Genomic DNA, 26689 nt, shown 5'->3' with positions numbered 1-26689 from the left:
TCTGCGGTCGACTTTTTAATGCGATCTCGCCAGTCATATTTTATGCTTTTTGTCGGTTCCGGGCTTTCCGGCGGCCTTATCCCGGGTTTTGCCTTCGCGGATGATCTCCTTTCGGACACTTCCCGGCTGGATATGACCTGGGTGCTCGTCGCCGCGGGACTGGTGATGATGATGCAGGTCGGCTTCCTTCTGCTCGAAGCCGGCATGGTGCGCTCGAAGAACTCGATCAACGTGGCGCAGAAAAATCTCCTCGATTTCGTCTTCGGCGTCGTCGCGTTCGCCGCGGTCGGCTTCATGATCGCCTTCGGCCGTTCGAACGGCTTCCTGTTCGGGACCCAGAGCGAGTTCTATTTCCTGCGCGGTCTCGACAGCTGGCAGTCGGCCTTTTTCGTCTTCCAGGTCATGTTCTGCGGCACCGCCGCGACGATCGTGTCGGGCGCCGTCGCCGAGCGCATGAAGCTGGCGGCCTATGTCTTCGGCTCGTTGTTCATGTCGGGGCTGATCTATCCGGTCTTCGTGCACTGGGCCTGGGGATCGGCACTGTTCCCGAACGCATCCGCCTTCCTGTCGCAGATGGGGTTCGTCGATTTCGCCGGCTCCACGGTCGTCCATTCGACCGGCGGCTGGGTGGCGCTTGCGGCCTGCATGATCATCGGCCCGCGCATCGGCAAGTTCAATGCCGACGGCACGCCCGTCAGGATCGCCGGCCACAGCCCTGTGCTCTCGACCACCGGCGCGTTGCTGCTCTTCATCGGCTGGATCGGCTTCAACGGCGGTTCGGCACTCGGCGTGACCGACCAGGTGGCGCCGATCATCATGAACACGGTACTGGCCGGCGGCATGGGCACCTGCGTCGGTTATGTCATCGGCTTTTACCAGGACGGCGTCATCTTTCCGGAAAAATCGAATTCCGGCATGCTCGGAGGGCTCGTTGCCGTCACCGCCGGCTGCAATATCCTCGATCCGGCAAGCGCGCTGATGGTCGGGGCGATCGGTGGCGCGGTGGCGATCTTCGGCAATGCCTTCATCGAAAGAACGCTCAAGATCGACGACGCTGTCGGCGCGATCGGCGTGCATGCTTTTGCCGGCGTCACCGGAACTCTGCTTTTGGCGTTTCTCGCTCCGGTCGATCAGCTTCCGGCTGGCGGCAGGCTGGCGCAGTTGCACGTGCAGCTCGTCGGCGTCGGCGTCAATTTCTATTGGTCCTTCGGTCTCGGCTACGCCTTTTTCTGGGCGGCCGACCGGCTGATGCGCATCCGTGTTTCGGCGAAGGACGAAGAGGAGGGGCTGAACCTTGCCGAACACGCGACCCGCCTCGGCGTCGGCCATGTAGAGGATGCGCTGACCGATCTTCTCGGCGGCAATGCCGACCTGCGCAAGCGCCTTCCCATGGTCAAGGGCGACGAGGCGGAAAAGCTGACCGGGCTCTTCAACCGGCTGATGGACAATATCGAGCAGGAGGAACGCAGCCGCGGAGAGCTGATCGAACTCCGGCGCGACAACGAGGAATCAGAGCGCGTCGCAGCGCTTGCGAACGCTACGTTCGAAGCGATCCTGATCCACCGGGACGGGCTCATCGTCGACGGCAACGAACAGCTCGGCAAGATGATCGGCCTGCCGCTCGTCGAGATCATTGGCCGTTCTGCGTTCGATTTCCTGCATGACGGCGAGACGATCCGGGTCATCGACATGATGAAACTCAATGACGACAGCAGCCATGAGATCCGCGTGAGACTGGCGGACGGCGAGGAGATTCCCGTCGAGGCGCGCGGCCGCGACATCCTCTATCGCGGCGAGAAAGCCCGTATCGGCTGCCTCGTCGACCTCAGGGAGCGCAAGCTGGCGGAGAGCCGCATGCGCTACCTCGCTCTCCACGATCCGCTGACGGGGCTGCCGAACCGCGTACTGTTTTCCGAGCGGCTGACCGAATTGGTGGACGCGGCTGAAAACGGCAAGGGATGTGGCGTGCTGATGGTCGACCTCGACCGCTTCAAGGACATCAACGACATCCATGGCCACCAGGCAGGTGACACGGTGATCCGCGAAACCGCCGTCCGGCTTGCGGCCGAAGCCGGTCCGGACAACATCGTCGCTCGGCTCGGTGGCGACGAGTTCGCCGTCATCATCGCCGATACGTCCAATACAGATGAGCTGGAGAAGTTCGGCGATCGGCTGCTCGCCGCGATGGCTTACCCGATCGATATCGGCCACGGCGAGCGGGTCAATATCAGCGTCAGCATCGGCGGCGCGCTGTGCCCCGAAAATGCGGGGGACATGGATGCGCTGATCGGCTGCGCCGACGTCGCGCTCTATCATGCCAAGAATGCCGGCCGGAACGCTTGCCGAATGTTCAGGCCCGGCATGAACGAACTGATCGAAAAGCGCCGGGCGCTGGAAGTCGATCTGGAGATCGCCCTGCAGCGGGGTGAGTTCGAACTCTACCTGCAGCCGCGAGTGGAGGCGGAAAGCGGCCTCATTATCGGCCACGAGGCACTGTTGCGCTGGTTCCATCCGAAGCGCGGCATGATCAGCCCGGGCGATTTCATTCCGGTCGCCGAAGCCTCCGGCAAGATCATCCGGCTTGGCGCCTGGGTGCTTGCCGAGGCCTGCAGGATACTCGACGGCCTTGACGGCCATATCAGTGTCAACGTCAGCCCGCTGCAGTTCCGTCACGCGGATTTCGTCGCCGATCTTGCCGAACTGCTGGAGCGCACCGGCGCCGATCCGCACCGGATCGAGCTCGAGATCACCGAGAGCGTGCTGATCGAGGACGACAAGCGCGCCGTGCAGATACTCAACGACCTGAAGCGCATGGGCTTCCACATCGCGCTCGACGATTTCGGCACCGGGTATTCGTCGCTGAGTTATCTCAGCCGCTACCCGTTCGACACGATCAAGATCGACCGCAGTTTCGTCAACAACCTGAACCTCGTCGACAATGCGCAGATCATCGTACGCACGATCATCGACCTCGGCACCGGCCTTGGCATGAAGATCGTCGCGGAAGGCGTCGAAACGACCGAGCAGGCGCTGTTCCTCGCGCATGCAGGCTGCGACGAGTTGCAGGGCTATCTTCTCGGCAAGCCCCGGAAAGTCAGCGAGATCGCGCGCGAGATCGACCCGGCGATCGCCACTCAGCTCCGTAACGTGCCAAAGAAGCTGCCGGAGATCCAGGATTACCCGACGTTCGAAGGGGAAGCCCTCCAGCCGTTATTGCATAGTCATGCATAATGGCCATAATCCATACGGGTTGGAGCACGTAAAACGATAGCTGTTACAGCGGTATAGCACCTGCAAGGGGTGGAAGCGGATCGAAATGCAAGCGTTCAATCTGGCCCTCTTCCTTCTGGAAGCGGTGATCTACTTCTCAGTCATGACGGCGTTCCTGCATTTCCGTCGCCAACTCGGCCTCGGGGTGTTCCTGGCTGCACTCGGCGTCATGCATTTCATGGAGACCTACCTTGCCGCGGTCTTCTACATCGATCTTCCATTCGGCACCGTTTCACCAGGCTCGTCGGTCTTTTTTGCCGGAAAGCTGATGATGATCCTGCTTCTTTACCTGAAGGAGGACGCGGCGGTCGTTCGCCAGCCGATCTACGGGCTTTTCCTGGGTAATCTCCTGACGGTCGGCATCGCCCAGCTTCTCCAGGCGCATGAAGTCGTGGCACTGCCCGGCGGCCGCGCTGCCGACATGGATTTCCTGAACGAGATGGGATGGCTGATGATATGGGGCACCGCGCTGCTCTATGTCGACGCGATCGGCGTCATCCTGCTTTACGAGCGGCTGGGCCGCGTCCTGCGCAGCAATGTCGTGCTGCGCTTCGCGATCAGTGGCGCGGCCATGCTGACCTTCGACCAGATCGGCTTCTATTCGGCACTCAACATCCTCTTCGGAGCGCCGCCTTCGGTCTTCTTCGGCAGATGGTATGCCAAGCTGCTGTCCGTGGTGCTCTATTCGCTGCTTTTTGCCGTCTATCTCAAGATCGAGCAGATCCCGCGGCTCGCCAGATCGACGCGCGAGATCACCGATATCTTCAACGACCTGACGTTTCGCGAGCGTTATCAGGCGCTGCTTGCCAAGAGCGGCGTCGACGGGCTGACCGGACTTTTCGACCGCGGGCGTCTGGAGGCGGATGTTCCGAAGCTCATTCACCGCTGTCTCGATCGTGGAAACGGGCTCAGCCTCATCATCGTCGACGCGGATCATTTCAAGCAGGTCAACGACCTCTTCGGCCATCTGAAGGGGGACGAGGTGCTGAAGGAGGTTGCCCTGTGCCTGCAGGCAGGTTCACGCCCGAGCGACCATCTCTCCCGCTTCGGCGGCGAGGAATTCGTGCTGATCCTGCCCGATACCGATCACGACAGCGCCCTGATGATCGCTGAACGTCTGCGGACCGCCATCTGTCGTTCGGTCATTCGTCCCGACGGCCAATGTGTCACCGTCTCGATCGGTGTCGCGACGGCTCCGGAAGACGGACACGCGCTCGATACGCTGCTCGGGCGCGCCGACGAACGCCTCTACCGCGCAAAAAACGACGGCCGGGACAATGTCCACGGCCGTCTTGGCAGGCTCGTCCCGTCAGGCGCAGGGACGGCTTAAGCGGCGAGAGCGAGCTGCCGATTGCGCTGCTGGGCGCTGGCGATCGCCTTTTCAGCAGCTTCGGGGCCGAAGGCGACGCCTTCGACATAGACGACTTCCACATCCGTCATGCCCAGGAAGCCGAGCACCGTCGTCAGGTAGGGAAGGGCATGGTTCATGCCGGCAGCCGGGCCTTCGGAATAGACGCCGCCGGATGCGAGCACGATATAGGCCTTCTTGCCGGTGGCGAGGCCTTCCGGGCCTGCAGCCGTATAGCGGAACGTCTGGCCGGCGCGGGCGACGTTGTCGATCCAGCTCTTCAGCGTCGAATAGATGTTGAAGTTGATGAGGCCGGTGGCGATGACCAGGGTATCGGCAGCCATCAGTTCGGCGACCAGCTTGTCCGAATAGTCGGCGGCGGCAGCTTCCGCGGGGGTGCGGTCGGCCGCCTGCTTGCGGATGGCGGACGTGGTGACGCTGTCGAGATGCGGGATGGGGTTTGCGCCGAGATCGCGATGGACGACCGAGGTGCCGTTGTCGCGGGCGCTCAGCTCGTTGGCAAGGTCATGGGCGACCTTGCTGGAGAGCGAGTCGTTGCCGCGCGGGCTGGAGGTGACGAGGAGGATGGAGGACATGCTTTTTTCCTTATCTGGAGATCTTGCCTGCAGTCTTGGGCCTGCAGCAGGATTGAAGAGCGGGTGGATCCGCTGTGTTCGAGAGAACAGATAAGCGTGGACGCCCATCGACAAAACTGGGATAATATCGAAGGTACCTATCGAAAATTTGGATGATGACCATGGATGCCAATCCCACACTCGATCAGTTGCAGGTGTTTCTGGCGGTTGCCGAGACGGGCAGCTTTTCCGCAGCTTCGCGGGCGCTGAACCGGGCGCAATCGGTGGTGAGCTACACGATCGGCAATCTTGAAGCCCAGCTGGACGTGGCGCTTTTCGAGCGCAGCGGCGCCCGCCAGCCGAAGCTAACCGAAGCGGGCAAGGCGCTGCTGACCGACGCCCGGCGCATCGTCGCCGACCTCCAGGTGATGCGCGCCCGGGCAAAGGGCATCAAGCAGGGGCTGGAGGCAGAACTGTCGGTGGCACTGAGCGTGATGGTTCCGTCGGATGCGGTTGTGGCGGAGCTGCGGGAGTTCAGGGAGAGGTTCCCGAGCGTGGCGCTCAACCTCAATGTCGGCGAGCTCGGCATGGTCATGGAAATGGTCATCACCGGTAAGGCCGACATCGGCATAGGTGGATCGATCCTTCGGCAGGAGGATTCGGTCGTGATGGAGAAGATCGGCTACTCCTTCATGATTCCGGTCGCTGCCGCCGAACATCCGCTTGCGAAACTCGGTCGGCCTCTGACGCTCGCAGACGTGCGCGAAGAGGTCCAGATGGTCGTCACGGATACGTCCGGGCTGACGAAGGGCCGCGATTTCAACGTTCTGTCCTACAAGACATGGCGCGTCGGCGACATCGCCACGAAGTATCAGCTGATCAAGGGTGGTCTCGGCTGGGGCGGCCTGCCGGCGTCCGTCGCCGGAAGGGACATCATGGGCGGAACTCTCGTTGCGCTCGACCTCGAAGCCTACGAGCAGAGCCAGTACCCGCTCTATGCCATGCGCAAGGCAGCAAACCCGCTGGGGCCTGCAGGCCGGTGGCTGGTCGAGGCCATGGAGCGCCGCCTTTCGACCTGCCCGAGCCATGGCGACTTCAAGCAGATGCTCGGTATCGAACCTCGGGAAGCGATACCTCAAGCCGCCGAATAGCCGAAGCGGTTCGGACCGGGCGCGTCGAAGCCGGGTTCAAAGCCACTCGATGCGCTTGAGGATCCACAGCGTGCCGGCGGAAATAACGATGACCAGCGCAACGATCATCAGGAAAGCCCAGGTGTCGTTGACGCCGGGAATGCCGCCGACATTCATGCCGAAGAGACCGGCGACGACGCTCGGGGGCAGGAGCAGGGCCGCCAACGCGGCAAGCCGGTTGGAATTGCGCGCGATCCGTTCGCCGATGACCGTCGAAAGGTCGTCATGAAGGATGCCGGTACGGTCGCGGATTGCGTCGAGATATTCGATGAACCGCATCAGTTTGTCGATGACCTCGCGGAAGCGGAGCTTGTCCCGTTCCCTGAGCCATGGGGCGTCGTCGTGCTCGATCCTGTTGAGCGCGTCGCGTTGCGGCGCGAGATAGCGGCGTAGCTGCACGGCGCGGCGACGCAGCAGCTTGAGCCTCTGGCGGACCTCGCCAGCTTCTCCCTTGAAAATCAGCTCGTCGAGTTCGTCGACCTCTTCGTCCATGTCGTCGAGCACCGGCTCCAGGTCGCGGACGAGCTTGTCGCTGACGAGTGCCAGAAGTTCCCCCGCCTGCCGGGGACCCTTGCCGTGGTCGAGCGCCCGGCGGATATCGCGTAGCGCCGTGATGTAGTGGCCGCTGTCCCGCAATGTCACCAGCCGGTGTTCGTCCACCCAGATATGCAGGGGCACGAGGTCGATCTCGTCCGAGTTTTTCTCTGCTTCTTCCGGCGGAGCGGCGCAGACACCGCGCAGGATGATCAGCAGTCCGTCGCCCAGGGGCTCGACGCGCGGACGGGAATCCTCTGCAAGAAGTGCTTCCGCCACCAGCGGATCGAAGCCGCCATTGGTATTGATCCATTCCGCCGTGGCCGGATGATCGCGCTCGAAATGCAGCCAGACGAGACCGTCTCCGGGCTTCCAGCTGCAGGCCTCCGCCATGTTCATCGTCCTGCAGCCACCATGCCCGTCGAGGACAAGGGCGAAGCGCAGGCCGGGCTCGTTTCCGTAGCTCACTTCTGTCTTGGTCTTTTCGAGCATTGATGCGCGTCCTCCTCACGCCAGGGTCCGTCGATTTTATCAGCAAGTATCGTGCACGCGAAGTGTAACCATTCCCTTCAGAAGGATGGGTCGGCCCGAGCGCCGCTGCGAGTTGACGCTGTTTCACCCTCTGCTATAACGGCGTCACGGTCAGCAGTTCACCGAGGCGTCGCCGTCCCGAAAGGGAAGCTAAACCTGCACAGACGAAGATGATCAGCACTTATCCCGTGCTCCAGTCGACAAGCCGGCGACCAGCGACACCCTGATTTTTAGGGAATGGCGCGTTGAAGGATAAGACATGCCGAGATCCATCTTTCCCATGGAGATCGCCGACCTGTCGGCTTTCGCCAAATCCCTTCGCAGCGAAATCCTCAGGTTCGATCACAAGCCGAGCCATCTGGAGATGCTCAATCTCCTGACGCGCGCAGCGGGTTTCCGCAACTACCAGCATTTTCGGGCTGCCGCCAAAGCGGCCGACGTCATCGCCGAGTGGCGCCCGGTGCTGGACGACATGCCGGCGCCCGATGAGGCGCGGGTGCTGAAGACAGCTCGCCATTTCGACGAGGAGGGCAGGCTGGTGCGCTGGCCCGGCAAGCGCGGGCAGCAGGAAATCTGCCTCTGGTTCCTATGGTCGAAGATACCGGCGGACCGGGAGTTCACCGAACGTCAGATCAGCGATCTGCTGAACACGCTGCACCTCTTCGGCGACGCTGCGATGTTGCGCCGGGACCTCTTCGATTTCGGTCTCGTCCAGCGCACCCGCGACGGCCGCGAATACCGCCGGATCGAACAGAAGCCGCCGGCGGAATTGAAGCTGATGCTGTCGCGGATCGGTCTCGCCAGGGCAAAGGCCGCATAACCGTCAGCCGGCCCACCGGATCGGTCTCAATCGCGATCGTGAGCCATCGGCCGGGACTTTCCCTGCCGATGGCATTTCCGACAGGATCAGAGTTCCAGCGCACCCTGAATACATGTGACCACGTCTCCACCGATCCAGATATCGTCTCCGACTTTGTCGACATGAACCCGGCCGGCGCGGCCAAGCACGGTGCCCTGGGCCGCAACGTAGCTTTCCGGCGCGACGCCGGATCCGATCAGCCATTGGGCAAGGCCGGCGTTGAGACTGCCGGTGACCGGATCCTCGTAGCCGTTGCGGGTAAAGGCACGTACCTCGAATTGTGCGTCCCCGCCGTCAAGATCGGGATCGAAGCGTCCGACGAGCCCGACGCGGGTGCCGGCGAGAGCGGAATAGTCCGGCTTGACTGCCAGCACATCGGCGCGCGAGGGCAGGCGGACGCCGATCCAGTCCGGGCCGTTCTCGCACCAGCTGGAATCCTCGATCAGGTTGGCGGGCAGGCTGAGCGCCCTGGCGATCCGCTCCACCAGCGCCGGATCCACCGGGCCGCTGCGCGTAAGCGGCGGCGCAGCAAACGCAAGCCGATCGCCGTCACGGCGGATGCGGACGAGCCCCGCGCCGCATTCCTGCACGATGTCGCCGGTCGGTGATATGTGTTGCTGCGAGAGCCAGACATGCGCACTGCCGAGCGTTGGATGGCCGGCGAACGGCAATTCCTGCGACGGTGTGAAGATCCTGACCCGGTAGCTGGCCTTCGGATCGGTCGGCTCGAGCAGGAATGTCGTTTCGCTGAGATTGGTCCAGTTGGCGAAGGACTGCATCTGCGCGTCGCTCAGTCCGTCGGCGCCTATCACCACGGCAAGCGGATTGCCGCGCATCGGCTGGCTGGAGAAGACGTCGACCTGCTGGAAGGAGAATTTCGGCATTGCCTTGCCTCATGCAGTTGAAAAGAAAGACGGCAGCCAAGGCTGCCGTCCAGATATCGCCGAAAGATGGTATTGGCCGTTACAGCACGAGCCGGAACTTGGCGAAGCCGTTCTCGCCGTCGCCGGCGTCCTCGATCTTGGCACCCTTGACCGCGGTCGCGTACTGGCGGGCCTTGGGGCCGGTTTCGAAGATGGCACTTGTGCCGGGCAGGGGCTTGAACGACCAGTTGGCGTCAGCCGACGGGTTGATCGTGCCCTGTTCGACGATATAGCGCACGATCACGTCGCGGTTGGTGTCGGGCGCCACGAAGATCACCTTGTCGCCGGCGATCTCCGGGAACTTGCCGCCGCCGCCGGCACGGTAATTGTTGGTTGCCACCACGAATTTCTGGGCCGGATCGATCGGCTTGCCGTTGTACTTCAGATCGACGATGCGGTTGGCGTTGGCATTGATCAGCTTGCCGTCCTTGTCGAAGCGGGTCGGCTGCGACAGGTCGATCTGGTAGGTCACTCCGTCGATGACGTCGTAATTGTAGGACGGGAAGTCATTGTTGAGGAGAGGCGCATCCTTCGCGCCGGCCTGCACCTGGTTGAACATGCCGGCAGACATTTCAAGCCAGTTCTTGACCTGCGCTCCCGTGATCAGCACCGCCTGCACGGTGTTCGGGTAGAGATAGAGGTCGGCGACGTTCTTGATGGCGATGTCGCCCGCCGGGACATCCGTGAAATACTCGGCGCCGCCGCGGCCGCCTGCCTTGAAGGGCGCTGCGGCCGAGAGCACGGGAATGTCCTTGTACTGGCCCTCCTTCAGCATGTCCTTGATGTACCAGGTCTGGGCATTGGAGACGATCTGCACCGAGGGGTCGTCGGCGACCAGGGCGAAGTAGGAGTAGAGCGGCGCCGAACTCTTGCCGACCGCGCGGCGCACGTAGGCAAGCGTGGCCTCATGCTCCTCCTTGGCGGCGGCGATGACTTCCGGCTTGTCCTTGACGTCTGCGACGATCTTGCGAGCCTCGTCGCGGTGGTAGATCGGCCGGGCTTCGGAGGTCGAATCGACAATCTTCCAGTTCTTGCCGTCCTTTTCGAGCAAGAGGTCGATCAGGCCCATATGCGAGCCCCAGAATCCGCCCATGACGGCCGGCTTGCCCATCAGCTTGCCCTTCTTGGTGTCGGCGCCGACAATGCCGTCGAAATCCTTGGTGCCCGGGAAGACCAGATGCTGGTGGCCGGTGAAGATCGCATCGATGCCTTGAATGCCCGCGAGATAAAGCGACGCATTTTCCATCCGCTCGCTCTGTCCGCCTCCGTCAATGCCGGAATGGGAGAGGGCGATGACGATATCGGCGCCTTCCTCCTTCATGACCGGCACCCAGGCCTTGGCCGCATCGACGATGTCTCGGGTCTGCGCCTTGCCTTCGAGGTTCTTCGCGTCCCATGTCATGATCTGCGGCGGCACGAAGCCGATAAAGCCGACCTTGACCGGGCTCGTCGCGCCCGAACCGTCACGGATCTGCTTTTCGACGATCACGTAAGGCTTGAGGAAAAGCTCGTCCTTCTTGGCGTCGGAGGCGAGCTGGCCCTTGGTGAGGTTGGCGCAGACAAAAGGAAAGCCGGAGCCGGCCAGGACCTTGAACAGGAAATCGAGGCCGTAGTTGAATTCGTGGTTGCCGAGCGTGCCGGCATCGTAGCCGAGTACGTTCATCGCCTTGATGACCGGGTGCTTGTCGCCCTCCTTCATGCCGCGCTCATAGGCCATGTAGTCGCCCATGGGATTGCCCTGCAGGAAGTCGCCGTTGTCGATCAGCATGGAATTGCCGGCTTCGGCGCGGATCGCGTCGATGATCGAGGCGGTGCGGGCAAGGCCGAGCGTGTCGTTCGGCTTGTCGGCGTAATAGTCGTAGGGGAAGACGTGGACGTGGATATCGGTCGTTTCCATGATGCGCAGATGCGCCTGGTTGCCGGCTGCGCGGGCGGCAAACGGGTGCAGCATGACAAGCGCCGACGAGGCGGCGAAACCTCCGAGCAGCGAGCGGCGGGTGATCGGGTGAAGATCGTTGAGCGACGACATAGGCAGCCTCCTTGGAACGGACCGATAAGCGACAATTCGGCGCCATATTGGCGCGCGTGGATTATATCTCCAAGCGGATTCTGAAGCGTTTGAGGCGATGAGCGCGTGATCGTTGCCGCTATCTCGAACGTCGCCCGGATGAGGTGCGGGCACCGGGCATCAATAGGCCGCCATTCGCATGGCATCGACGAGTTGGGCCATCTGGAAAGGTTTGGGAAGGATGGGGATATGGCGCATGTCGGCAGGCAGGCCGAGCGGTCCGTATCCGGTCACGAAAATGAAGGGAATGTCCCGCGCGGTGAGAATTTCGGCGACTGGAAAGCTGGCTTCGCCGGCGAGGTTCACATCGAGCAGGGCCATGTCCAGCTGAAGCGACCGGGCTTTGCTGATCGCTTCGTCGAGCCGCGAGGCCGTCCCCATCGTCCGGCAGCCGATCTGCTCCAGGAACTCTTCGAGCATCATCGACACAAGCGCCTCGTCTTCGATGATGAGGACGCGAATTCCGGCGAAGATATGGGTGTTGTTCACTGTGTACCCGCCTGGACGAAAGGCGTAACCTCGATCGAGGCGGCAACATCGGCAAGCGGGGCTTCGATCGTGGCGATGATCCCGGCAGGCTGGTCGAATATCACCGATGCCTCGCCGCCGAAATCCTGGGCAAGGCTGCGCTCGATCAGCCTGACGCCGAACCCTCGTCTGGAGGGCGCAGCCACCGGCGGGCCGCCGCTTTCCGTCCATGTCAGTCGCAGCAGAGGTTTGGCACCCTCGACAACCTGCCAGTTGATCGCGACCTGACCGTTGGGCATCGAGAGCGCGCCGTATTTCAGGGCGTTGGTCGTCAATTCGTGCAGAGCCATGGCAAGCGCGAGCGCAGCCCGCGGAAGCAGCCGGAGCGATGGCCCGGAGACTGCGAAGCGATAGTCCCCGCCTTCGCCGAATGGCGCCAGCGCGCCGGTTACCACGTCGTCGATGCCGGCTCCCTCCCAGTTTTCGCGGGTGAGCACGTCATGGGCGGCGGCCAGTGCCATGAGGCGCCGCTCCAGGTTCTGGCGCACGATCGGATCGCCGCCCCGCAGGGTCTGGGAGGCGATGGCCTGGACAGTTGCAAGCGTGTTCTTGACGCGGTGGTTCAACTCGTTGACCATGAGCTGCAGCCGCTCTTCGATCCGTTTTCTCTCGGTGATCTCGACCGAGACGCCGACCAGGCCGATGACTTTGCCATCGGCGGCGCGCAAGGGCGCTTTGGTCGACGACCATATCCGCGGATGGTTGCCCTCGTGGCTGATGACCTCTTCGAATTCCTCGGTTCTCGCCCGATCCATGATCCGGCGGTCATTGGCCATGACGGTCCGGGCCTGGCTTTTGCTGTTCAGGAACTCCATGTCCGTGCGGCCGTCGACATCAGACCATGGCCTGTCGATCAGGTCGAGCATCGTGACGTTCGCCAGGATGATGCGGCCCTCTATGTCCTTGGCATAGATCAATCCCGGCGCGGTTTCGAGAATGGCGCGCAACAGGGCGTTGGTCTGATGGAGCTGCCGTTCGGCCAGCTTGATGGAGGTGATATCATGGCTGACTTCGATCGCGACTTCCGGCTCCCCGGTTTCGCCGCGGCTCAGCGACCATTTGCTGACGATGTGGATATCCCTGCCGTCCTTATGGCGACGCGTCAGCTCGCCCTGCCATTCCCCGTCGCGAACGAGAGCCGAGTTGATGTCTTCTAGAGAGGTCTGGCAGCGGGTGTACAGGAGCTCGACACCGTCCTTTCCAAGGGCTTCCTTTTCGGAATAACCGTAAAGGCGCTCCGCGCCGATCCCCCAGAATACGATCCTGCCGTCGAGGCTGCGCAACATGCCCTGCGTCTGTCCGAATGCCTGCATGAACCGTTCGAGCCGGTGGAACTTCGCGTCGATATCGCGCTGTATCTTTCGGTTTGCCCAGATGGATGCTGCGAACAAGGCAGTCGCAAGTGTCAGGAGGACGGCCGCCTCGCCGGCAGTGACGGCCGGACGGCTCGGCTCGTCGGATTGGGCCAGAAGTGTGCCCAGCGCCAGCAGCGCGACCGCGAACCCTATAACAACGGTAACCAGCAGGCGCGGCGCCCGCGATGTCGGAGAGGGCAGGCTAAAGGGAATAGCAACCATCTATACATCCTTGGTTTTGCCTGCGTGCCGTGACGTTCAGCTCAATGCAGGCGGGAAAAACGTGGACGCTTGAACAGCCGCTACTCTTGACGAGGACGGGATTTAGTTATGCTGGCTCCGATTTAGATTAGGATTTTATCACTTATAGATTCAACGGCAAGTAGTAAATAATCGGTAAGCGCCAATCGACGCTTGATATTTCGTTTGGACGCCGCCTTTACATTGGTTGCATTTATGCATGGCCATGATTCGCGACGCGACAAGTTTAGTCGGCGATGCTGAAATTGAGCCTGCCGGCCTCAACGCGGGCCTGGAGCTTCTCTGTGGAAGAAGCGGAAATAGGACGATACCTGCGCCAGCGCATTGCTGTTGATGCTGAACTGCACGCCGAGCCGGCCGCTGCGGCGCCATTTGACGGTGCCTTCGAGAATGCCGAGTTCTTCGCTTTCGATCCGGACCGGGCTGCCGTCGGCGGCATGCAGCGTGCGTCCGCCGAGATCGAGCGCCATGCCGGTTGGCGAAAGGTCGGTAACGCGACCTTCGACGGCCTGGTTGAAATATTTGACCGTACCCAGGATGCGGGTCTTCTTGCGCTCGGCACTGCGGGTTTTCATTCGTCCGTTGATCATGGTCTGTCCCTCGTGTTTCCCTAAGGCGCGGAAGATATACGCGGCGCCTTGAAATCCCTTTAGGACGATCCGTAAAAGTCGAGCGATCCCGATCACAGCCCCACATTCGGCCTGTCGATGATTTCGCGCAGCGCGAAGCTCGAATTGATCTTCACCACATGCGGCAGCGCCGAGAGCCAGTCGCGATGGATGCGTTCGTAATCCTCGAGATCCTTGGCCGCGACCCGCAGGATATAGTCGTATTCACCCGACATCAGGTAACAGACCAGCACATTGGGACAGAGCTTCACCGCCGCCTCGAATTCGGTCAGCGTCTTGGCGAACTGGCCGGACAGCGAGATGTGGACGATCACCATCATCTTGTAGTCGAGCGCCTTGTTGGAAAGGCGGGCGTGGTAACCACTGATCGTGCCGCTTTTCTCGAGGATGTCGAGCCGCCGCGAACAGGCCGACGGCGACAGCCCGACCCGCTCGGCAAGCTCCGCATTGGAGATGCGGCCTTCCTGCTGCAAGGTCCGCAAGATCGCAAGATCAATGGCATCCATGGCGCTCATTCGCAGATCCTTCGAAAAATTCTCCATTCAAGCAATTATCTGCGAAAATACGACATTTCGCAATTCGTCTTCGCAAGGACATTCGCGCGATTCTCTGGTTTGCTTGAGGCTGGGAACATCAACCGGCGAAAGCCACAACCTGAGAGGAACGCTGTATGCGTGTCGGATGCCCGAAGGAAATCAAAAACCATGAATATCGCGTAGGGCTTACCCCCGGCGCGGTACGTGAATACGTGGCCCATGGCCACGAAGTGCTGATCGAAACCAAGGCCGGCGCCGGCATCGGCGCAGATGACGGCGCCTATGCGGCAGCCGGGGCCAGGATCGTCGGTTCGGCCAAGGAAATCTTCGAAAAGTCCGACATGGTCGTCAAGGTCAAGGAACCGCAGCCCTCCGAATGGGTGCAGCTCCGCGACGGCCAGCTTCTCTATACCTATCTCCATCTCGCGCCCGATCCGGAACAGACCAAGGGTCTGCTCGCCTCCGGCGTCACCGCCATCGCCTATGAGACCGTCACCGACGAGCGCGGCGGCTTGCCGCTGCTGGCCCCGATGTCGGAAGTCGCCGGTCGCCTGGCGATCCAGGCGGGCGCGACCGCGCTTCAGAAGGCCAATGGCGGTCGTGGCATCCTGCTCGGCGGCGTGCCCGGCGTGCTGCCGGCCAAGGTCGCCGTCATCGGTGGCGGCGTCGTCGGCCTGCATGCGGCCCGGATGGCTGCCGGCCTCGGTGCCGATGTTTCGATCATCGACCGGTCGCTGCCGCGTCTTCGCCAGCTCGACGACATTTTCAACGGCCGCGTCCATACCCGTTATTCGACGATCGACGCGGTGGAAGAGGAAGTCTTCAGTGCCGACCTGATCATCGGTGCCGTCCTCATTCCGGGCGCCGCGGCTCCCAAACTGGTCAGCCGCGAAATGCTGTCGGGCATGAAGCAGGGCGCGGTCATGGTCGACGTCGCGATCGACCAGGGCGGCTGCTTCGAGACTTCGCATGCGACGACCCATTCCGAGCCGACCTACGAGGTCGACGGCATCGTGCATTACTGCGTGGCCAACATGCCGGGCGCCGTGCCGGTGACATCCGCGCATGCGCTGAACAATGCGACGCTGCAGCACGGGCTGGCGCTGGCCGACCGTGGGCTGCGGGCGATCGCCGAAGACAGGCATCTCCGCAACGGCCTCAATGTCCACCGGGGCCGGGTGACCAACAAGCCGGTCGCGGAAGCGCTCGGCTACGAGGCCTTCGCGCCGGAAAGCCTGCTGAGCGTCGCGTAAGAGCGCTTCGATTGCGAGTTTAGGGCTGGGAAGACGCCGGACGCAGATGCGCCCGGCGTTTTTTTGCGCGCAAAATCATTGAGATATGATTTAGATATATCTTGAGACTCGACAAAGTCACCATACGAACTATCTTAAGATATATCGAAAGATAGTTATCAACTGGAGTAATGAAGATGCTTGGACATATGAGAGACAAGTTCGAAGGCCGTCGTGGTTGCAAGGGCCGCGAAGGCCGCGGGTTCGAAGAGATGTTGGCCATGCGCGGCGGGCCATTCAGCCGGGGTTTCGGTCGCGGTGGCCCGGGTGGCCCCGGCGGCGGCCGAGGTTTTGGCGATGACGGCGATGGCCGCATCGGACGCTTCCTGGTGCAGGGCGACCTGCGCCTGCTGGTGCTGGCGCTGATCGAGAAGGAGCCGCGCCACGGCTACGAGATCATCAAGCACATCGAGGACCTGACCTACGGCTTCTACGCACCGAGCCCCGGCGTCGTCTATCCGACGCTCACCTATCTCGACGAGGCGGGCTACGTGGTCGCCGAGGCGGACGGCAACAAGAAGCGTTACGCGATCACCGAAGAAGGCCGCAAATATCTCGACGAAAACCGCAGTTTTGCCGCGACCATCCTCGACCGGCTGTCGCAGCTCGCCGAGCGCATCAAGCAGCGGCAGGAGCGCCACGACCGTGGCCGCGAGACCGGCCCGGCACTGCCGCGCAGCATCGATTCCGCCATGCTCAACCTCCGCGAGGTGATCGCCCGCAAGATCGAGGGTGACGAAAAGAAGGGCAGCGAGATCGTCAGGCTGCTGCTCGATTTCGCCGAAAACATCGAACGCGACGACGAGCAGGGCGACAATACTCAGAACTGAAGCCCAAGCAGGCTTGAGAACGAACATGATGGCGCGCCGCTTCGGTAGGACGGCGCGCCTTCGCTTTTCAGATCACCAGGGCCGGGTCCGCAAATGCCGGTACCTCGACCTTGTCGATCCGGCACTGGTAGCAATTGTTGCGGGCCGAGCGGACATGCACATAGGCGATGTCGGAGCGGGCCAGCAGTTCCTCGGCGCGCGAGGCGATCCTCTCGGTCGGTGTCACCGCGCCGCTGCCGTAGACGATCCGGTCGTCATGGCCGTAGCCGCGGACGATATAATCGGTGCTCGACAGCATGGGTGGCAGAACCTCTTCCGCCGCGTAACGCCGGCAGGGCTGCTTGTGCAGGAAGATCGGGCCGGTTTCCGCATAGGGCTGCAGTTCGGGGAAGGGCCGGTAGGCGAGAACCAGCAAGTCCTCGCCGGCATCGATATTCTGGAGGCAGTGGCGGCAGGGATAACCGGGGCCGTCGGAGGTCCTGGTTTCCGGCTGGCGTCCGTATGCGTCGGTGCCACCATTCCAGAGGTGCTCGGCATCAGCGGCGGGCATGGCGATGAAGGCGATGGTCATGGCTTTCTCCTGTGCGTGTTGCACAAGAGATGACTCCGCCGGCTATTCCCCGCCACCCGATACTTGCCGTCCTCAGGACTATCAAATGTGCCGCGCTGGCGGACCGGTCATTTAGCCGCTGCCGGCGTGCGGATGATGTTTTCGGCGGCGATGCTGGGGCTCGACCAGTCGGTGAAGGTTTCGGGCATAAGCCGAGAGGCTTCGATCTCGATCCGATCGCCTGTCCGCGCAGAGAGCTTCCGGTCGTTCAGGCTGCGCTGCAGGGTACCGCGATAGCTCCTGTTGTCGGCGGGGGAGGTGTAGGTGAAGGAAATGAACGTGTCTTCGGATACGTGCGACCCGAACTGCCGCCGCAGCGCGCCGCAATCCCAGCTCCACCGGCGCGCTGGTGTTACGAAGGGTATCTGCCGCCGAGGAGGCCGCTTCGAGCACAGCACGTCGACCCGGTCGATGCTGACGGTTTGCGGGGCGTAGAGGGCAATCCTGATAATCCACCAGGAAACAAACAACAGGACGACAACAAGCATCATCACCACCAAAGCGATCAGCATCGCCTTGGGTGAAAATCTCGACATCAGCCGTCGAGCGCCTTTAGGAGCTCGGCATCCGTCATCGGCTGGACCAGCGCCTCATAGGTTGAAACCGGTGAGAAGCCCATCATCTGGTAGAGCTGCAGGGCACGCGGGTGGTCGAGGGTGTTGGTGGTGACGGTCACCTTCTGCGGATTGTCCTGCCAGGCGGCATAGAGCGCCTGCAGCAAAAACCACTTGCCGATGCCGAGCCCGATCGCCCGCTCGAACAGCCCGAAATAGGAGAGCTCGATGACCTCGTCGCTTTCCTTGAACAGTTCGAAAAAGCCGGCGGGTGCGCCGTTGACGTAGAGAACCGTGACGGAGGTGCGCGGATTGTGGATGGCGGCCGCAAGCTCCTCGTCGCTCATGCGCAGCCGCTTGTACCAGTGCCAGCGCTTTCCCACCTGCCGGTAGAGATAGCGGTAGTAGTGAAGCGGGATTTCGGGGGCGCGAATGATCGCCGTCTGGATATTCACCGGCACCGCCAGGCTGGTTTTCGGCGGTGCGGTCATTTCCAGGCTGGTGACATGGGCATTGAGCGGAGCAGGCTTCTTCGCCATGGTGCTCACGCCGCTTTCGGCGAGGGCGGGCCGGTAACCACAGGCGTGTCCTGACGGCTGCCCCATTCGGTCCAGGAGCCATCGTAAAGCGCGTTGTCCTCATGGCCGAGGGATTCGAGCGCCAGCGTGATGATCGCGGCGGTGATGCCGGAGCCGCAACTGGTCACCACCGGCTTGCCGAAGTCGATGCCGGCGTCCTCGATCGCCTTTTGCAGTTCTGCCAGCGGACGGAGCTTGCCGTTAACCGAGAACGTGCCGGACGGAAGGCTGGCCGCTCCCGGCATATGGCCGGAGCGCATGCCGGCGCGAGGCTCGGGGTCGGTACCGGCGAAGCGGCCGGCCGGCCGCGCATCGGCGATCTGGCGCGTGCCGTCGCTGACGATCGACAGCATGGTCTGGAAGTCGATCACCTTGTCGACCCGGAAATTCGGGGTGAAGGTGACGGGTTCGGGCGAGGGGATTGTGGTCTCGAGCGGCCGGCCTTCGGCCTTCCAGCCGTCGATGCCGCCGTCGAGCACGAAGACCTGGCTTGCGCCCATGATCCGGAACAGCCACCAGCCACGCGGCGAGGAAAAGATGCCCGGGCCGTCATAGATGACGATCCGGTCGTTTTCGCGGATGCCCATCCGGCCGACGGCCTCCGCAAACACATCGGGCGCCGGCACCATGTGAGGCAGGCCGGTCGAATGGTCGGCGACCTTGTCGTGGTCGAAGCGGATGGCGCCGGGAATATGCCCGGCCGCGTATTCGGCGTCGGCATCGCGGTTCTGTGCCGGCAGGTAGAAGGACGCGTCGAGGATTTTGAGGTCGGGACTGCCGAGCTCATTGTGAAGCCACTCGGACGAAACGACGAAACGGCTGGTTTCACTCATGTCAAATCTCCTTTGGACCCTATATCAGGCCTCTGCGTCGGGCTCGCCGAACCGGATGCGGAACCGGCGGTTTTCCTTGCCCTTCTTCTCGATCTTGGCGATATGAATCGCCCCGACCTCCTGCGTTTCGGAGACATGTGTGCCGCCGCAGGGCTGGCTGTCAACGCTGGAATTTTCGCCTATGCAGACGAGGCTGACGCGGCCGAGCCCCATCGGCGGGCGGACATTCTTCGACTTGACGATGCCCGGATTGGCGGCAAGCTCCTCGTCGGTGATCCACTGCACGTAGACGGGATGGTTCTGGCCCACCAGTTCCATGAGTTTCGCCGTGACTTCTTGCCTGTCGATCGTGTCGGCCATGTCGAAATCGACGCGCGATTCCTCTTCGCCGACAGCGGCCCCGGTGATCGGATACTGGCAGACGACGGAGAGAAGGTGGCAGGCGGTGTGCATGCGCATCAGCTTGTAACGGCGCTGCCAGTCGATATGCATCACCACGTTTTCGCCGACCAGCGGCTGCGCCTCGCCCTCGAGCGGCACATGGATGACGATATCCTTGCTGCCGCCATGCCTCGTCTGGCCGAGCTGGATTTTCGTGCCGTCGGCTCGCTCGAGAAAACCGGTATCGCCCGGCTGGCCGCCGGACGCCGCATAGAAACAGGTGCGATCGAGTTCGATGCCGCCGTCCTCGTGGATGGCCGTCACCGCCGCTTCTGCTGTCGATAGATAGAAGTCGTCGCGGTAGAGGGCTTCAACGGGCATAAGTCACTCTGTTCTTTAAATTCTGTCAGACCGTCTGGAAGGGAATGTCGATCTGTCGCTTCTGCGTCAGCCAGGCCGGCACCGGCAGGCCCTTCGACTTCAGGAAGTCCGGATTGAAAAGCTTGGACTGGTAGCGGTTGCCGTAGTCGCAAAGCACCGTCACGATCGTGTGGCCAGGCCCGAGATCCCTGGCGAGCCGAACGGCGCCGGCGATATTTATGCCGGTCGAGCCGCCGAGGCAGAGGCCTTCGTGCTCGACGAGATCGAATATATAGGGCAGCGCCTCGGCATCCGGGATCTGATAGGCGAAGTCCGGCTTGAAACCTTCGAGATTGGCGGTGATGCGGCCCTGGCCGATGCCCTCGGTGATCGAATTGCCTTCCGACTTGAACTCGCCATGGGCGTAGAATTCATAGAGGGCAGCGCCTTCAGGATCCGCGATGCCGATCTTGATATCCGGATTTTTGGCTTTCAGCCCGATGGCGACGCCCGCAAGCGTGCCGCCCGAGCCGACCGCGCAGATGAAGCCATCGACCTTGCCGCCGGTCTGCTCGAAGATCTCCGGTGCGGTGGTCTGGATATGCGCTTCGCGATTGGCGACGTTGTCGAACTGGTTGGCCCAGATCGCGCCGGCAGGCTCGGTCTTTGCGAGCGCCTCGGCAAGGCGGCCCGAGATTTTGACGTAGTTGTTCGGGTTCTTGTAAGGGACGGCGGGAACCTCGACCAGTTCGGCGCCGAGCAGCTTCAGCGCATCCTTCTTTTCCTGGCTCTGGGTTTCCGGGATGATGATGACGGTGCGATAGCCGAGCGCCTTGGCGACCAGGGTGAGCCCGATGCCGGTATTGCCGGCCGTGCCCTCGACGATCACGCCGCCGGGGCGCAGCAGGCCCTTCTTTTCGGCGTCCCGGATGATGTAAAGCGCGGCGCGGTCCTTGACCGACTGGCCGGGGTTCAGGAACTCCGCCTTGCCCAGAATTTCGCAGCCGGTCGCTTCGGAAGCGCCGTTCAGCCGGATGAGGGGCGTGTTGCCGATCACGTCGAGGACGGAGGGATAGGAGGTCATCGGGGTGGTGCCTTCTTGTTCATCGCACATGTAAACAGGGTCTTTTCGACGGACAAGGACCGAAGGGCAAGAAATTCTGTTTCGGGAAAGTGTTTGCCCCGGTAAAATCCATCTTTCCGCGGTCGGATTTACGGTTGCGATGGTGGCTAAAGGAGGGCTCGGAGCACCGTTTTCTAATGTATCGACAGGCCGTTAAAAAAATGCGCCCTATTATATTGGAAGTAGTAATCCAAATTTCTCTCCAGACGTATAGACGTGCAGTGGAAGCAGATACGAATCCGTGCTGCGCGATGAATTGACCGCGCTTTGACCGGATTTCTTGCGTGAAACTGGCATTTGGACATGCTGCAGAACCTCGAACGGCTGGATCTTCTGATCGCGCATTACGTGTCCGGCTCTCTTCCTGAGCCGGCTCACGTTCTCGTCGGTTCGCATCTGGAAATGCAGTCCTCGGCCGCGAAACTGGCCAGCCTCCTGGAGGGCTATGCAGGGGATGCCCTGCAGGAGACCGCACCCATAGCATTGTCTGACCGCGAGCGACGGTTGGCCGAAATCTTCGCCTCCGCGCCACCGCCGGAGCCCCGGACCAGAATCTTCGAAAAATCGAGTTTCCCCGCGTCGCTCCGGGCCTATGTGGGTACGGACCTTGCCGACATAGGATGGAAGATGAAACTGCCGGGGTTGCGTCATCACGTCATCGAAAAATCGGAGGATGTCGAGACGAGCCTTTTATGGGTGCGGCCGGGGAGGGCGATTCCCCAGCACGGCCATCATGGGCTTGAACTGACATTGGTGCTTGAAGGCGAATTTCACGACCACCGCGGCAATTTCCGCACGGGCGACGTCTCGGTCGCGGACGAAATGCTGAACCACCGGCCGGTCGCGGGTAGGCGCGGGCCGTGTCTGTGTTTCTCCGTACTGTTCGCGCCGATCGCCCTTTCCGGCTCCACCCTCCGGCTCTTCGGCGACATCATCGGTCTCTGAACCATGAAGCCGGCGACTACCGGCCCATTCGTTCAGTTCAGATGCAATTGCGCTTCGCTGACAGCTTCTTCGAATTGCTGACGTGCTTCTTCCGGCGACCTGCGTCCGTCGAGCGCTGCCCGGCAGACGCTGCGCGCCTTGACAAAGTGCGGCCCGCGCATGTCCGGCCAGCGATCCGTCAACAAGGCAAGCGCCTCGAACGGTCCGTTGATGACCTCAGTCCCGAGCTGCCCGAAGGCGACGCGCACCGGTTTTTGCCAACTTGCTTGCGGCATCTTTCGTGTCCTCCCTGGATACCAACCTCAGAAAACGACGAAGCGCGCAATCGGTTCCCTCAGTTTAAGAATTTTTTTGATCAGGCAGGGGCCGGTTAGAAAAAAGCCGCCGTACCTCTCGATACGACGGCTTCCGGTTGGCATGCGAAACCGATTACTCGACGACCTGGACCACGGTGTGGGTCCGCGGATCGACGATGACGCGCTGCTGGTTGACGACAGCATAGGCGTAGGTCGGCGATTCCGGGATAGGCGTCAGCACGACCTGCTGCGGGATGGGCTGGCCGACGACGACGCGTTCCTGTACCACGACGGACTGCTGTACCGGCTGCTGGCGCACATAGGTGATGACACGTTCCGGCGGCGGATCGATCGCCGTACCGGCGACCGCACCGACCACGCCGCCCACGGCAGCGCCGACCGGACCACCGACGATTGCGCCGGTAACAGCACCGCCCACGGCGCCGTTGACCGTGCTCTGCTGGGCCATTGCGCCGGTCGCGAGGAGGCCGACTGTCGCGGAGAGAATGATGAGCTTTTTCATGGTCACTTCCTTTCGGTTGAAGTGGCCTGAGAACGTGGCGACATCATTTTTCGTTCCACCACAATGGACACGCCGGACTTAAGTCCTAGTAGGACAGTTTGGGATACCAGTGCGGTGCCCGCCCTTCCGGGGTCGAGTCCAGGATAGTCCAGATCGGCATCAAATCGGGCGCGCCGCGCGGGTCCTGGCCGGGGTCGGCGGTGGCGCCGCCCATCTCGCCGCTCCAGAAATGCCGCATCGTTCCATCCCGGCGTGTGAACACGTTGAAGGCCGCGTCATCGCTGCCGTCCTTGCCGATCGCGTGGTAATCCCGGCTGAACTCGCCGCTCGTGTCCGAATAGAGCGGCAGATGGTGCCAGCCGCGCTCGCGTTTGAAATCGGTCAGGCGCTGCAGCGGCGAACGTGCGACGACCGCGAACGCGACACGCTGCTGGATGTCCGGAACCTCGCCGTCCCAGGACGAGAGCAGCGACGTGCACATCGGGCAGGGCCGTTCGCGCTCCGGGGCGAACATATAGCTGTAGATGACCAGCGTTTCCTTGTCCGCGAACAGTTCCTCGAACGTGATCTTGCCGTTCACGCCCTCGAACGTGTAGTTCTTCGGCACATGTCCGCCCGGCGGCAGATGGCGTCGCTGCTCGGCGACGCGCTCGATATGGCGGCGGAGTTCGATTTCCTCGGCGAGAAGCGCGTCCCGCGCCTCCCTGTAGGCGGCGCTTTCGTTGGGAAAGTGCACGCCGTTCTTTCTGGCAAGTTCGACTGCTGGTGTGAGGCTCTGCATATCCATGACATTCCTCCATCTGTAATGGCCGGGCAGGAGACTTGGCCTTGCTCTCGTTGATATAGTCGCCAAAGTGCGGGCGGCCATGGCTTGCCCATGCAAAGGACGTGCGCCAACGGGGTGGTCCGACAGGCGCATGTGAAAAAATGAACCCGAATTGAGGGAGCAAGATGTCAGGGCGATTTCTGATCGAGGGACCGCAAGACGCACGCGTCACGATCCTGCTGGCGCATGGCGCAGGCGCACCGATGGATTCCGCATCGATGACGGCGGCGACGGACGCCTTGTCCGCCAAGGGTTTTCGCGTGGCGCGTTTCGAATTCGGCTATATGGCGGCGCGCCGTACCTCCGGCGATCGCAAACCTCCGCCGCGGGCCGAGACGCTCAATCCCGAATACAAGGCGGCGATCACCGAACTCAACGCGAAGGGACCCCTGATCATCGGCGGCAAGTCGATGGGCGGCCGGGTGGCGAGCATGATCGCCGACGAGCTTTACGAGGAGGGCGGGGTCGCCGGTCTGCTGTGCCTCGGTTATCCGTTCCATCCTCCGGAAAAGCCGGAGCAGCTTCGTACCCAACATCTTAAAGGTCTCAAGGCTCCTGCGCTGATATGCCAGGGAACCCGCGATGAATTCGGCACGCGTGAGGAAGTCAGCGGCTACGCACTCTCTCAGACCATCGAAATCCTCTGGCTGGAGGACGGCGACCACGACCTGAAACCGCGCAAGACGATTTCCGGATTTTCCGCCGCCGACCATCTCGCGACGATGGGGGAAACAGTGCTGGCCTGGAGTGCACGGTTGAAGCCTTAAATGCGGGCCAAGCCCCGACATCAGCGGCTCCGGGGTGCGTTCCAATGTTGTCGCCGAGGCTGGCCATCGCCAGATCACGAACTTCCCATTTGATGTTACGAACTATTTAGTACAAAATAGTTTCGCTGATGCCGGCCCGAAGCGGGAGGTCGCTCGCCGGCGCATCTGAGGAGCCTCTTCGGCCACGTTCCGAGGAAATGGGAGGGAGCGCATGAAAACGTCGATAGCCACGGTTTCGATCAGCGGAGAGCTGCCCGAGAAGCTGGAAGCGATTGCCAAGGCCGGTTTCGATGGGGTGGAAATCTTCGAAAACGATTTCCTTGCCTTCGACGGCAGCCCCGCAGATGTCGGAAAGATGGTCCGCGATCATGGGCTGGAGATCACGCTGTTCCAGCCGTTCCGCGATTTCGAGGGCATGCCCGCCACACATCGGGGCCGCACCTTCGATCGCGCCGAACGCAAGTTCGACGTCATGCAGGAACTCGGCACCGACCTGGTCCTCGTCTGCTCCAACGTCTCGCCGGTGTCGCTCGGCGGTATCGACCGGGCGGCTGCCGATTTCCACGAACTCGGGGAACGGGCTGCCAAACGCGGGTTGAGAGTAGGCTACGAGGCGCTCGCCTGGGGCCGGCATATCAACGACCACCGCGATGCCTGGGAAATCGTGCGGCGCGCCGACCACCCGAATGTCGGGCTGATCCTCGACAGCTTTCACACGCTGTCGCGGAAGATCGACATCAATTCGATCCGCTCCATCCCCAAGGACAAGATCTTCATCGTCCAGCTTGCCGATGCGCCGCTGATCGACATGGACCTGCTCTACTGGTCGCGGCATTTCCGCAACATGCCGGGCGAGGGCGATCTGCCGGTTACGGCCTTTACCACCGCGATCGCCGAGACCGGTTACGACGGTTATTTCTCGCTGGAAATCTTCAACGACCAGTTCCGTGGCGGATCAAGCCGGGCGATTGCCGATGACGGCTACCGCTCGCTGATCTATCTCGGAGACCAGGTGCGGCGCAGCCCGAACGCTTCGGCATTGACCGTACCGGATATGCCGGACCGCGCAAAAGTCAAAGGCGTCGGTTTCGTTGAGTTCTCTTCCGACGAGAAGGATGCAGCGGATCTTGCCGCGATTCTCCGAACGCTCGGTTTCCGCAAGACGGCGGTGCACAGGACGAAGAAGGTCAGCCTCTACAGCCAGGGCGATATCCGTCTCCTCGTCAACACCGACGAGAAGGGTTTTGCCAACGCCTCGTTTGCCGTGCACGGCACCTCTGCCTATGCGATGGCTCTCGTCGTGGAGGATGCCGGGCAGGCGTTCGAACGGGCCGTGGCGCTCGGGGCGGAACCGTTCCGGCAGCAGGTGGCCAAGGGCGAGGTGGAGATACCGGCGATCCGCGGCGTCGGCGGCGGGCTCGTCTACCTGATCGACGACAAGAGCAATCTCGGCCGCTTTTCCGAGATCGATTTCCAGCCCGTCAGCGAAGAGGGCGAGGCCGAGGTGGGGCAGGCGGATCTCAGGCATGTCGATCACATCGCCCAGACCGTCGCCTACGAGGAGCTGCTCACCTGGCTGCTCTTCTACACCTCGATCTTCGAGACGCAGAAGACGCCGATGGTCGACATCATCGATCCGGCCGGCGTGATACGCAGCCAGGTGGTCGAAAACGCTTCCGGCACGCTGCGGATCACCTTGAACGGCGCCGAGAACCGACGCACGCTGGCGGGGCATTTCATCGCCGAAAAATTCGGATCCGGCGTCCAGCATCTCGCCTTCCAGACCGACGACATCTTTGCGACGGCCGCGGCACTGCGTAAAAACGGTTTCAAGCCGTTGCAGATCTCGCCCAACTACTATGGCGACGTCGAGGCCCGTTTCGGCCTCGATGCGGAGCTTTCGGAGCGGCTGAAGGAAGAGAACATCCTCTACGACCGCGACGAGCACGGCGAATATTTCCAGCTCTACAGCATGACCTATGGCGAAGGTTTCTTCTTCGAGATCGTCGAACGGCGCGGCTATCGCGGCTACGGCGCCCCGAACGCCATCTTCCGCATCGCGGCGCTGAAGAAGGCGCTTCGGCCGGAAGGCATGCCGAGGGTTTGAACGGCGCCCTTCGGGTCCTCTTTGGCGCGGGGCGCCAATTGTGGAAGTCCCGCACTG

The 26689-nt window shown here is 62.1% G+C and carries 26 protein-coding genes; 9 read left to right on the top strand and 17 right to left on the bottom strand.

Annotated features, from left to right (window positions below; translation table 11 throughout):
* The first annotated feature begins 42 nt into the window (after window positions 1-42).
* Window positions 43-3231 (top strand): ammonium transporter, encoded by a 3189-nt coding sequence (amt, locus tag ACZ9EJ_RS10205; RefSeq protein ID WP_046640732.1) that lies wholly within the window; start codon window positions 43-45, stop codon window positions 3229-3231.
* A gap of 85 nt (window positions 3232-3316) precedes the next feature.
* Entirely contained in the window at window positions 3317-4600 is a 1284-nt protein-coding gene (locus ACZ9EJ_RS10200; RefSeq protein WP_046640731.1) for a GGDEF domain-containing protein, read from the top strand.
* Here the strand turns inward: ACZ9EJ_RS10200 and ACZ9EJ_RS10195 are convergent.
* Window positions 4597-5214 (bottom strand): FMN-dependent NADH-azoreductase, encoded by a 618-nt coding sequence (locus ACZ9EJ_RS10195; protein WP_046630861.1) that lies wholly within the window; start codon window positions 5212-5214, stop codon window positions 4597-4599. The genes ACZ9EJ_RS10200 and ACZ9EJ_RS10195 overlap by 4 nt on opposite strands.
* Before the next feature lie 161 nt (window positions 5215-5375).
* Here ACZ9EJ_RS10195 and ACZ9EJ_RS10190 point away from each other — a divergent pair, with 161 nt between their 5' ends.
* The gene (locus tag ACZ9EJ_RS10190) at window positions 5376-6344 is read left to right on the top strand and encodes a LysR family transcriptional regulator (protein WP_046640777.1); all 969 of its coding nucleotides are present in this window, start codon (window positions 5376-5378) and stop codon (window positions 6342-6344) included.
* A gap of 36 nt (window positions 6345-6380) precedes the next feature.
* Here the strand turns inward: ACZ9EJ_RS10190 and ACZ9EJ_RS10185 are convergent, their stop codons facing one another.
* Complete coding sequence (locus ACZ9EJ_RS10185; RefSeq protein ID WP_046630859.1) at window positions 6381-7409, bottom strand: CorA family divalent cation transporter; 1029 nt, start codon at window positions 7407-7409, stop codon at window positions 6381-6383.
* A 298-nt stretch (window positions 7410-7707) separates the two neighbouring features.
* Between ACZ9EJ_RS10185 and ACZ9EJ_RS10180 the strand changes: the two genes are divergently transcribed.
* Window positions 7708-8268: a DUF2087 domain-containing protein gene (locus tag ACZ9EJ_RS10180; RefSeq protein ID WP_046640730.1), complete on the top strand. Its 561-nt coding sequence runs from the start codon at window positions 7708-7710 to the stop codon at window positions 8266-8268.
* Between the two features lie 86 nt (window positions 8269-8354).
* Here the strand turns inward: ACZ9EJ_RS10180 and ACZ9EJ_RS10175 are convergent, their stop codons facing one another.
* The 6 genes from ACZ9EJ_RS10175 to ACZ9EJ_RS10150 all read right to left on the bottom strand — a co-directional run bounded on the left by ACZ9EJ_RS10175 (window position 8355) and on the right by ACZ9EJ_RS10150 (window position 14586).
* Window positions 8355-9191 (bottom strand): PhzF family phenazine biosynthesis protein, encoded by an 837-nt coding sequence (locus ACZ9EJ_RS10175; RefSeq protein ID WP_046640729.1) that lies wholly within the window; start codon window positions 9189-9191, stop codon window positions 8355-8357.
* Window positions 9192-9270: 79 nt separating this feature from the next.
* A complete protein-coding gene (locus ACZ9EJ_RS10170; protein WP_046640728.1) occupies window positions 9271-11259 on the bottom strand; it encodes a bifunctional 2',3'-cyclic-nucleotide 2'-phosphodiesterase/3'-nucleotidase in 1989 nt (662 codons plus the stop codon).
* A gap of 159 nt (window positions 11260-11418) precedes the next feature.
* A complete protein-coding gene (locus tag ACZ9EJ_RS10165; RefSeq protein ID WP_052754108.1) occupies window positions 11419-11787 on the bottom strand; it encodes a response regulator in 369 nt (122 codons plus the stop codon).
* Window positions 11784-13403 (bottom strand): sensor histidine kinase, encoded by a 1620-nt coding sequence (locus ACZ9EJ_RS10160; protein WP_052764613.1) that lies wholly within the window; start codon window positions 13401-13403, stop codon window positions 11784-11786. The genes ACZ9EJ_RS10165 and ACZ9EJ_RS10160 overlap by 4 nt, the downstream gene beginning before the upstream one ends.
* Before the next feature lie 299 nt (window positions 13404-13702).
* Window positions 13703-14032 carry a PilZ domain-containing protein gene (locus tag ACZ9EJ_RS10155; RefSeq protein ID WP_046630851.1) on the bottom strand — a complete coding sequence of 110 codons (330 nt, stop codon included), beginning with the start codon at window positions 14030-14032 and terminating at the stop codon, window positions 13703-13705.
* 92 nt (window positions 14033-14124) lie between these two features.
* Window positions 14125-14586, bottom strand: a complete 462-nt coding sequence (locus tag ACZ9EJ_RS10150; RefSeq protein ID WP_046630849.1) for an Lrp/AsnC family transcriptional regulator — start codon at window positions 14584-14586, stop codon at window positions 14125-14127.
* Between the two features lie 155 nt (window positions 14587-14741).
* On the opposite strand from ACZ9EJ_RS10150, the gene ald reads away from it, so the two are divergent.
* Both ald and ACZ9EJ_RS10140 read left to right on the top strand, forming a co-directional pair.
* On the top strand, window positions 14742-15860 hold the full coding sequence (gene ald / locus ACZ9EJ_RS10145; protein ID WP_007760804.1) for an alanine dehydrogenase: 1119 nt from the start codon (window positions 14742-14744) through the stop codon (window positions 15858-15860).
* Window positions 15861-16036: 176 nt separating this feature from the next.
* Window positions 16037-16729 (top strand): PadR family transcriptional regulator, encoded by a 693-nt coding sequence (locus ACZ9EJ_RS10140; protein WP_251090406.1) that lies wholly within the window; start codon window positions 16037-16039, stop codon window positions 16727-16729.
* A 67-nt stretch (window positions 16730-16796) separates the two neighbouring features.
* Here the strand turns inward: ACZ9EJ_RS10140 and ACZ9EJ_RS10135 are convergent, their stop codons facing one another.
* From ACZ9EJ_RS10135 to ACZ9EJ_RS10110, 6 genes are all read right to left on the bottom strand, one after another.
* On the bottom strand, window positions 16797-17300 hold the full coding sequence (locus ACZ9EJ_RS10135) for a DUF1203 domain-containing protein (RefSeq protein WP_046640727.1): 504 nt from the start codon (window positions 17298-17300) through the stop codon (window positions 16797-16799).
* A gap of 107 nt (window positions 17301-17407) precedes the next feature.
* The gene (locus ACZ9EJ_RS10130; RefSeq protein WP_046640726.1) at window positions 17408-17851 is read right to left on the bottom strand and encodes a hypothetical protein; all 444 of its coding nucleotides are present in this window, start codon (window positions 17849-17851) and stop codon (window positions 17408-17410) included.
* A gap of 23 nt (window positions 17852-17874) precedes the next feature.
* Window positions 17875-18432: a GNAT family N-acetyltransferase gene (locus ACZ9EJ_RS10125; protein WP_046630842.1), complete on the bottom strand. Its 558-nt coding sequence runs from the start codon at window positions 18430-18432 to the stop codon at window positions 17875-17877.
* Between the two features lie 5 nt (window positions 18433-18437).
* Window positions 18438-19304 carry a 3-mercaptopyruvate sulfurtransferase gene (gene sseA, locus ACZ9EJ_RS10120; protein ID WP_046640725.1) on the bottom strand — a complete coding sequence of 289 codons (867 nt, stop codon included), beginning with the start codon at window positions 19302-19304 and terminating at the stop codon, window positions 18438-18440.
* A gap of 24 nt (window positions 19305-19328) precedes the next feature.
* Window positions 19329-20066 carry an alanyl-tRNA editing protein gene (locus ACZ9EJ_RS10115; RefSeq protein ID WP_046640724.1) on the bottom strand — a complete coding sequence of 246 codons (738 nt, stop codon included), beginning with the start codon at window positions 20064-20066 and terminating at the stop codon, window positions 19329-19331.
* A 25-nt stretch (window positions 20067-20091) separates the two neighbouring features.
* Window positions 20092-21129 carry a cysteine synthase A gene (locus tag ACZ9EJ_RS10110; RefSeq protein ID WP_046640774.1) on the bottom strand — a complete coding sequence of 346 codons (1038 nt, stop codon included), beginning with the start codon at window positions 21127-21129 and terminating at the stop codon, window positions 20092-20094.
* 342 nt (window positions 21130-21471) lie between these two features.
* Here ACZ9EJ_RS10110 and ACZ9EJ_RS10105 point away from each other — a divergent pair, with 342 nt between their 5' ends.
* Window positions 21472-22113 (top strand): ChrR family anti-sigma-E factor, encoded by a 642-nt coding sequence (locus ACZ9EJ_RS10105; RefSeq protein WP_046640773.1) that lies wholly within the window; start codon window positions 21472-21474, stop codon window positions 22111-22113.
* A 32-nt stretch (window positions 22114-22145) separates the two neighbouring features.
* Here ACZ9EJ_RS10105 and ACZ9EJ_RS10100 read toward each other — a convergent pair whose 3' ends face one another.
* The 3 genes from ACZ9EJ_RS10100 to ACZ9EJ_RS10090 all read right to left on the bottom strand — a co-directional run bounded on the left by ACZ9EJ_RS10100 (window position 22146) and on the right by ACZ9EJ_RS10090 (window position 23719).
* On the bottom strand, window positions 22146-22388 hold the full coding sequence (locus ACZ9EJ_RS10100; RefSeq protein ID WP_007772754.1) for a DUF982 domain-containing protein: 243 nt from the start codon (window positions 22386-22388) through the stop codon (window positions 22146-22148).
* Between the two features lie 154 nt (window positions 22389-22542).
* On the bottom strand, window positions 22543-22932 hold the full coding sequence (locus ACZ9EJ_RS10095; protein WP_046630836.1) for a DUF1236 domain-containing protein: 390 nt from the start codon (window positions 22930-22932) through the stop codon (window positions 22543-22545).
* An 85-nt stretch (window positions 22933-23017) separates the two neighbouring features.
* Window positions 23018-23719, bottom strand: coding sequence for a DUF899 family protein (locus ACZ9EJ_RS10090; RefSeq protein ID WP_046640723.1), 702 nt, complete (start codon window positions 23717-23719; stop codon window positions 23018-23020).
* A gap of 164 nt (window positions 23720-23883) precedes the next feature.
* Between ACZ9EJ_RS10090 and ACZ9EJ_RS10085 the strand changes: the two genes are divergently transcribed.
* Both ACZ9EJ_RS10085 and ACZ9EJ_RS10080 read left to right on the top strand, forming a co-directional pair.
* Window positions 23884-24525, top strand: coding sequence for an alpha/beta hydrolase family protein (locus ACZ9EJ_RS10085; protein ID WP_046640722.1), 642 nt, complete (start codon window positions 23884-23886; stop codon window positions 24523-24525).
* Window positions 24526-24736: 211 nt separating this feature from the next.
* The gene (locus ACZ9EJ_RS10080) at window positions 24737-26632 is read left to right on the top strand and encodes a bifunctional sugar phosphate isomerase/epimerase/4-hydroxyphenylpyruvate dioxygenase family protein (protein WP_046640721.1); all 1896 of its coding nucleotides are present in this window, start codon (window positions 24737-24739) and stop codon (window positions 26630-26632) included.
* Window positions 26633-26689 lie beyond the last annotated feature (57 nt).

This window comes from Neorhizobium sp. USDA 3394 (genome assembly GCF_056280385.1).
This window is presented reverse-complemented; position numbering and strand designations above follow the sequence as displayed.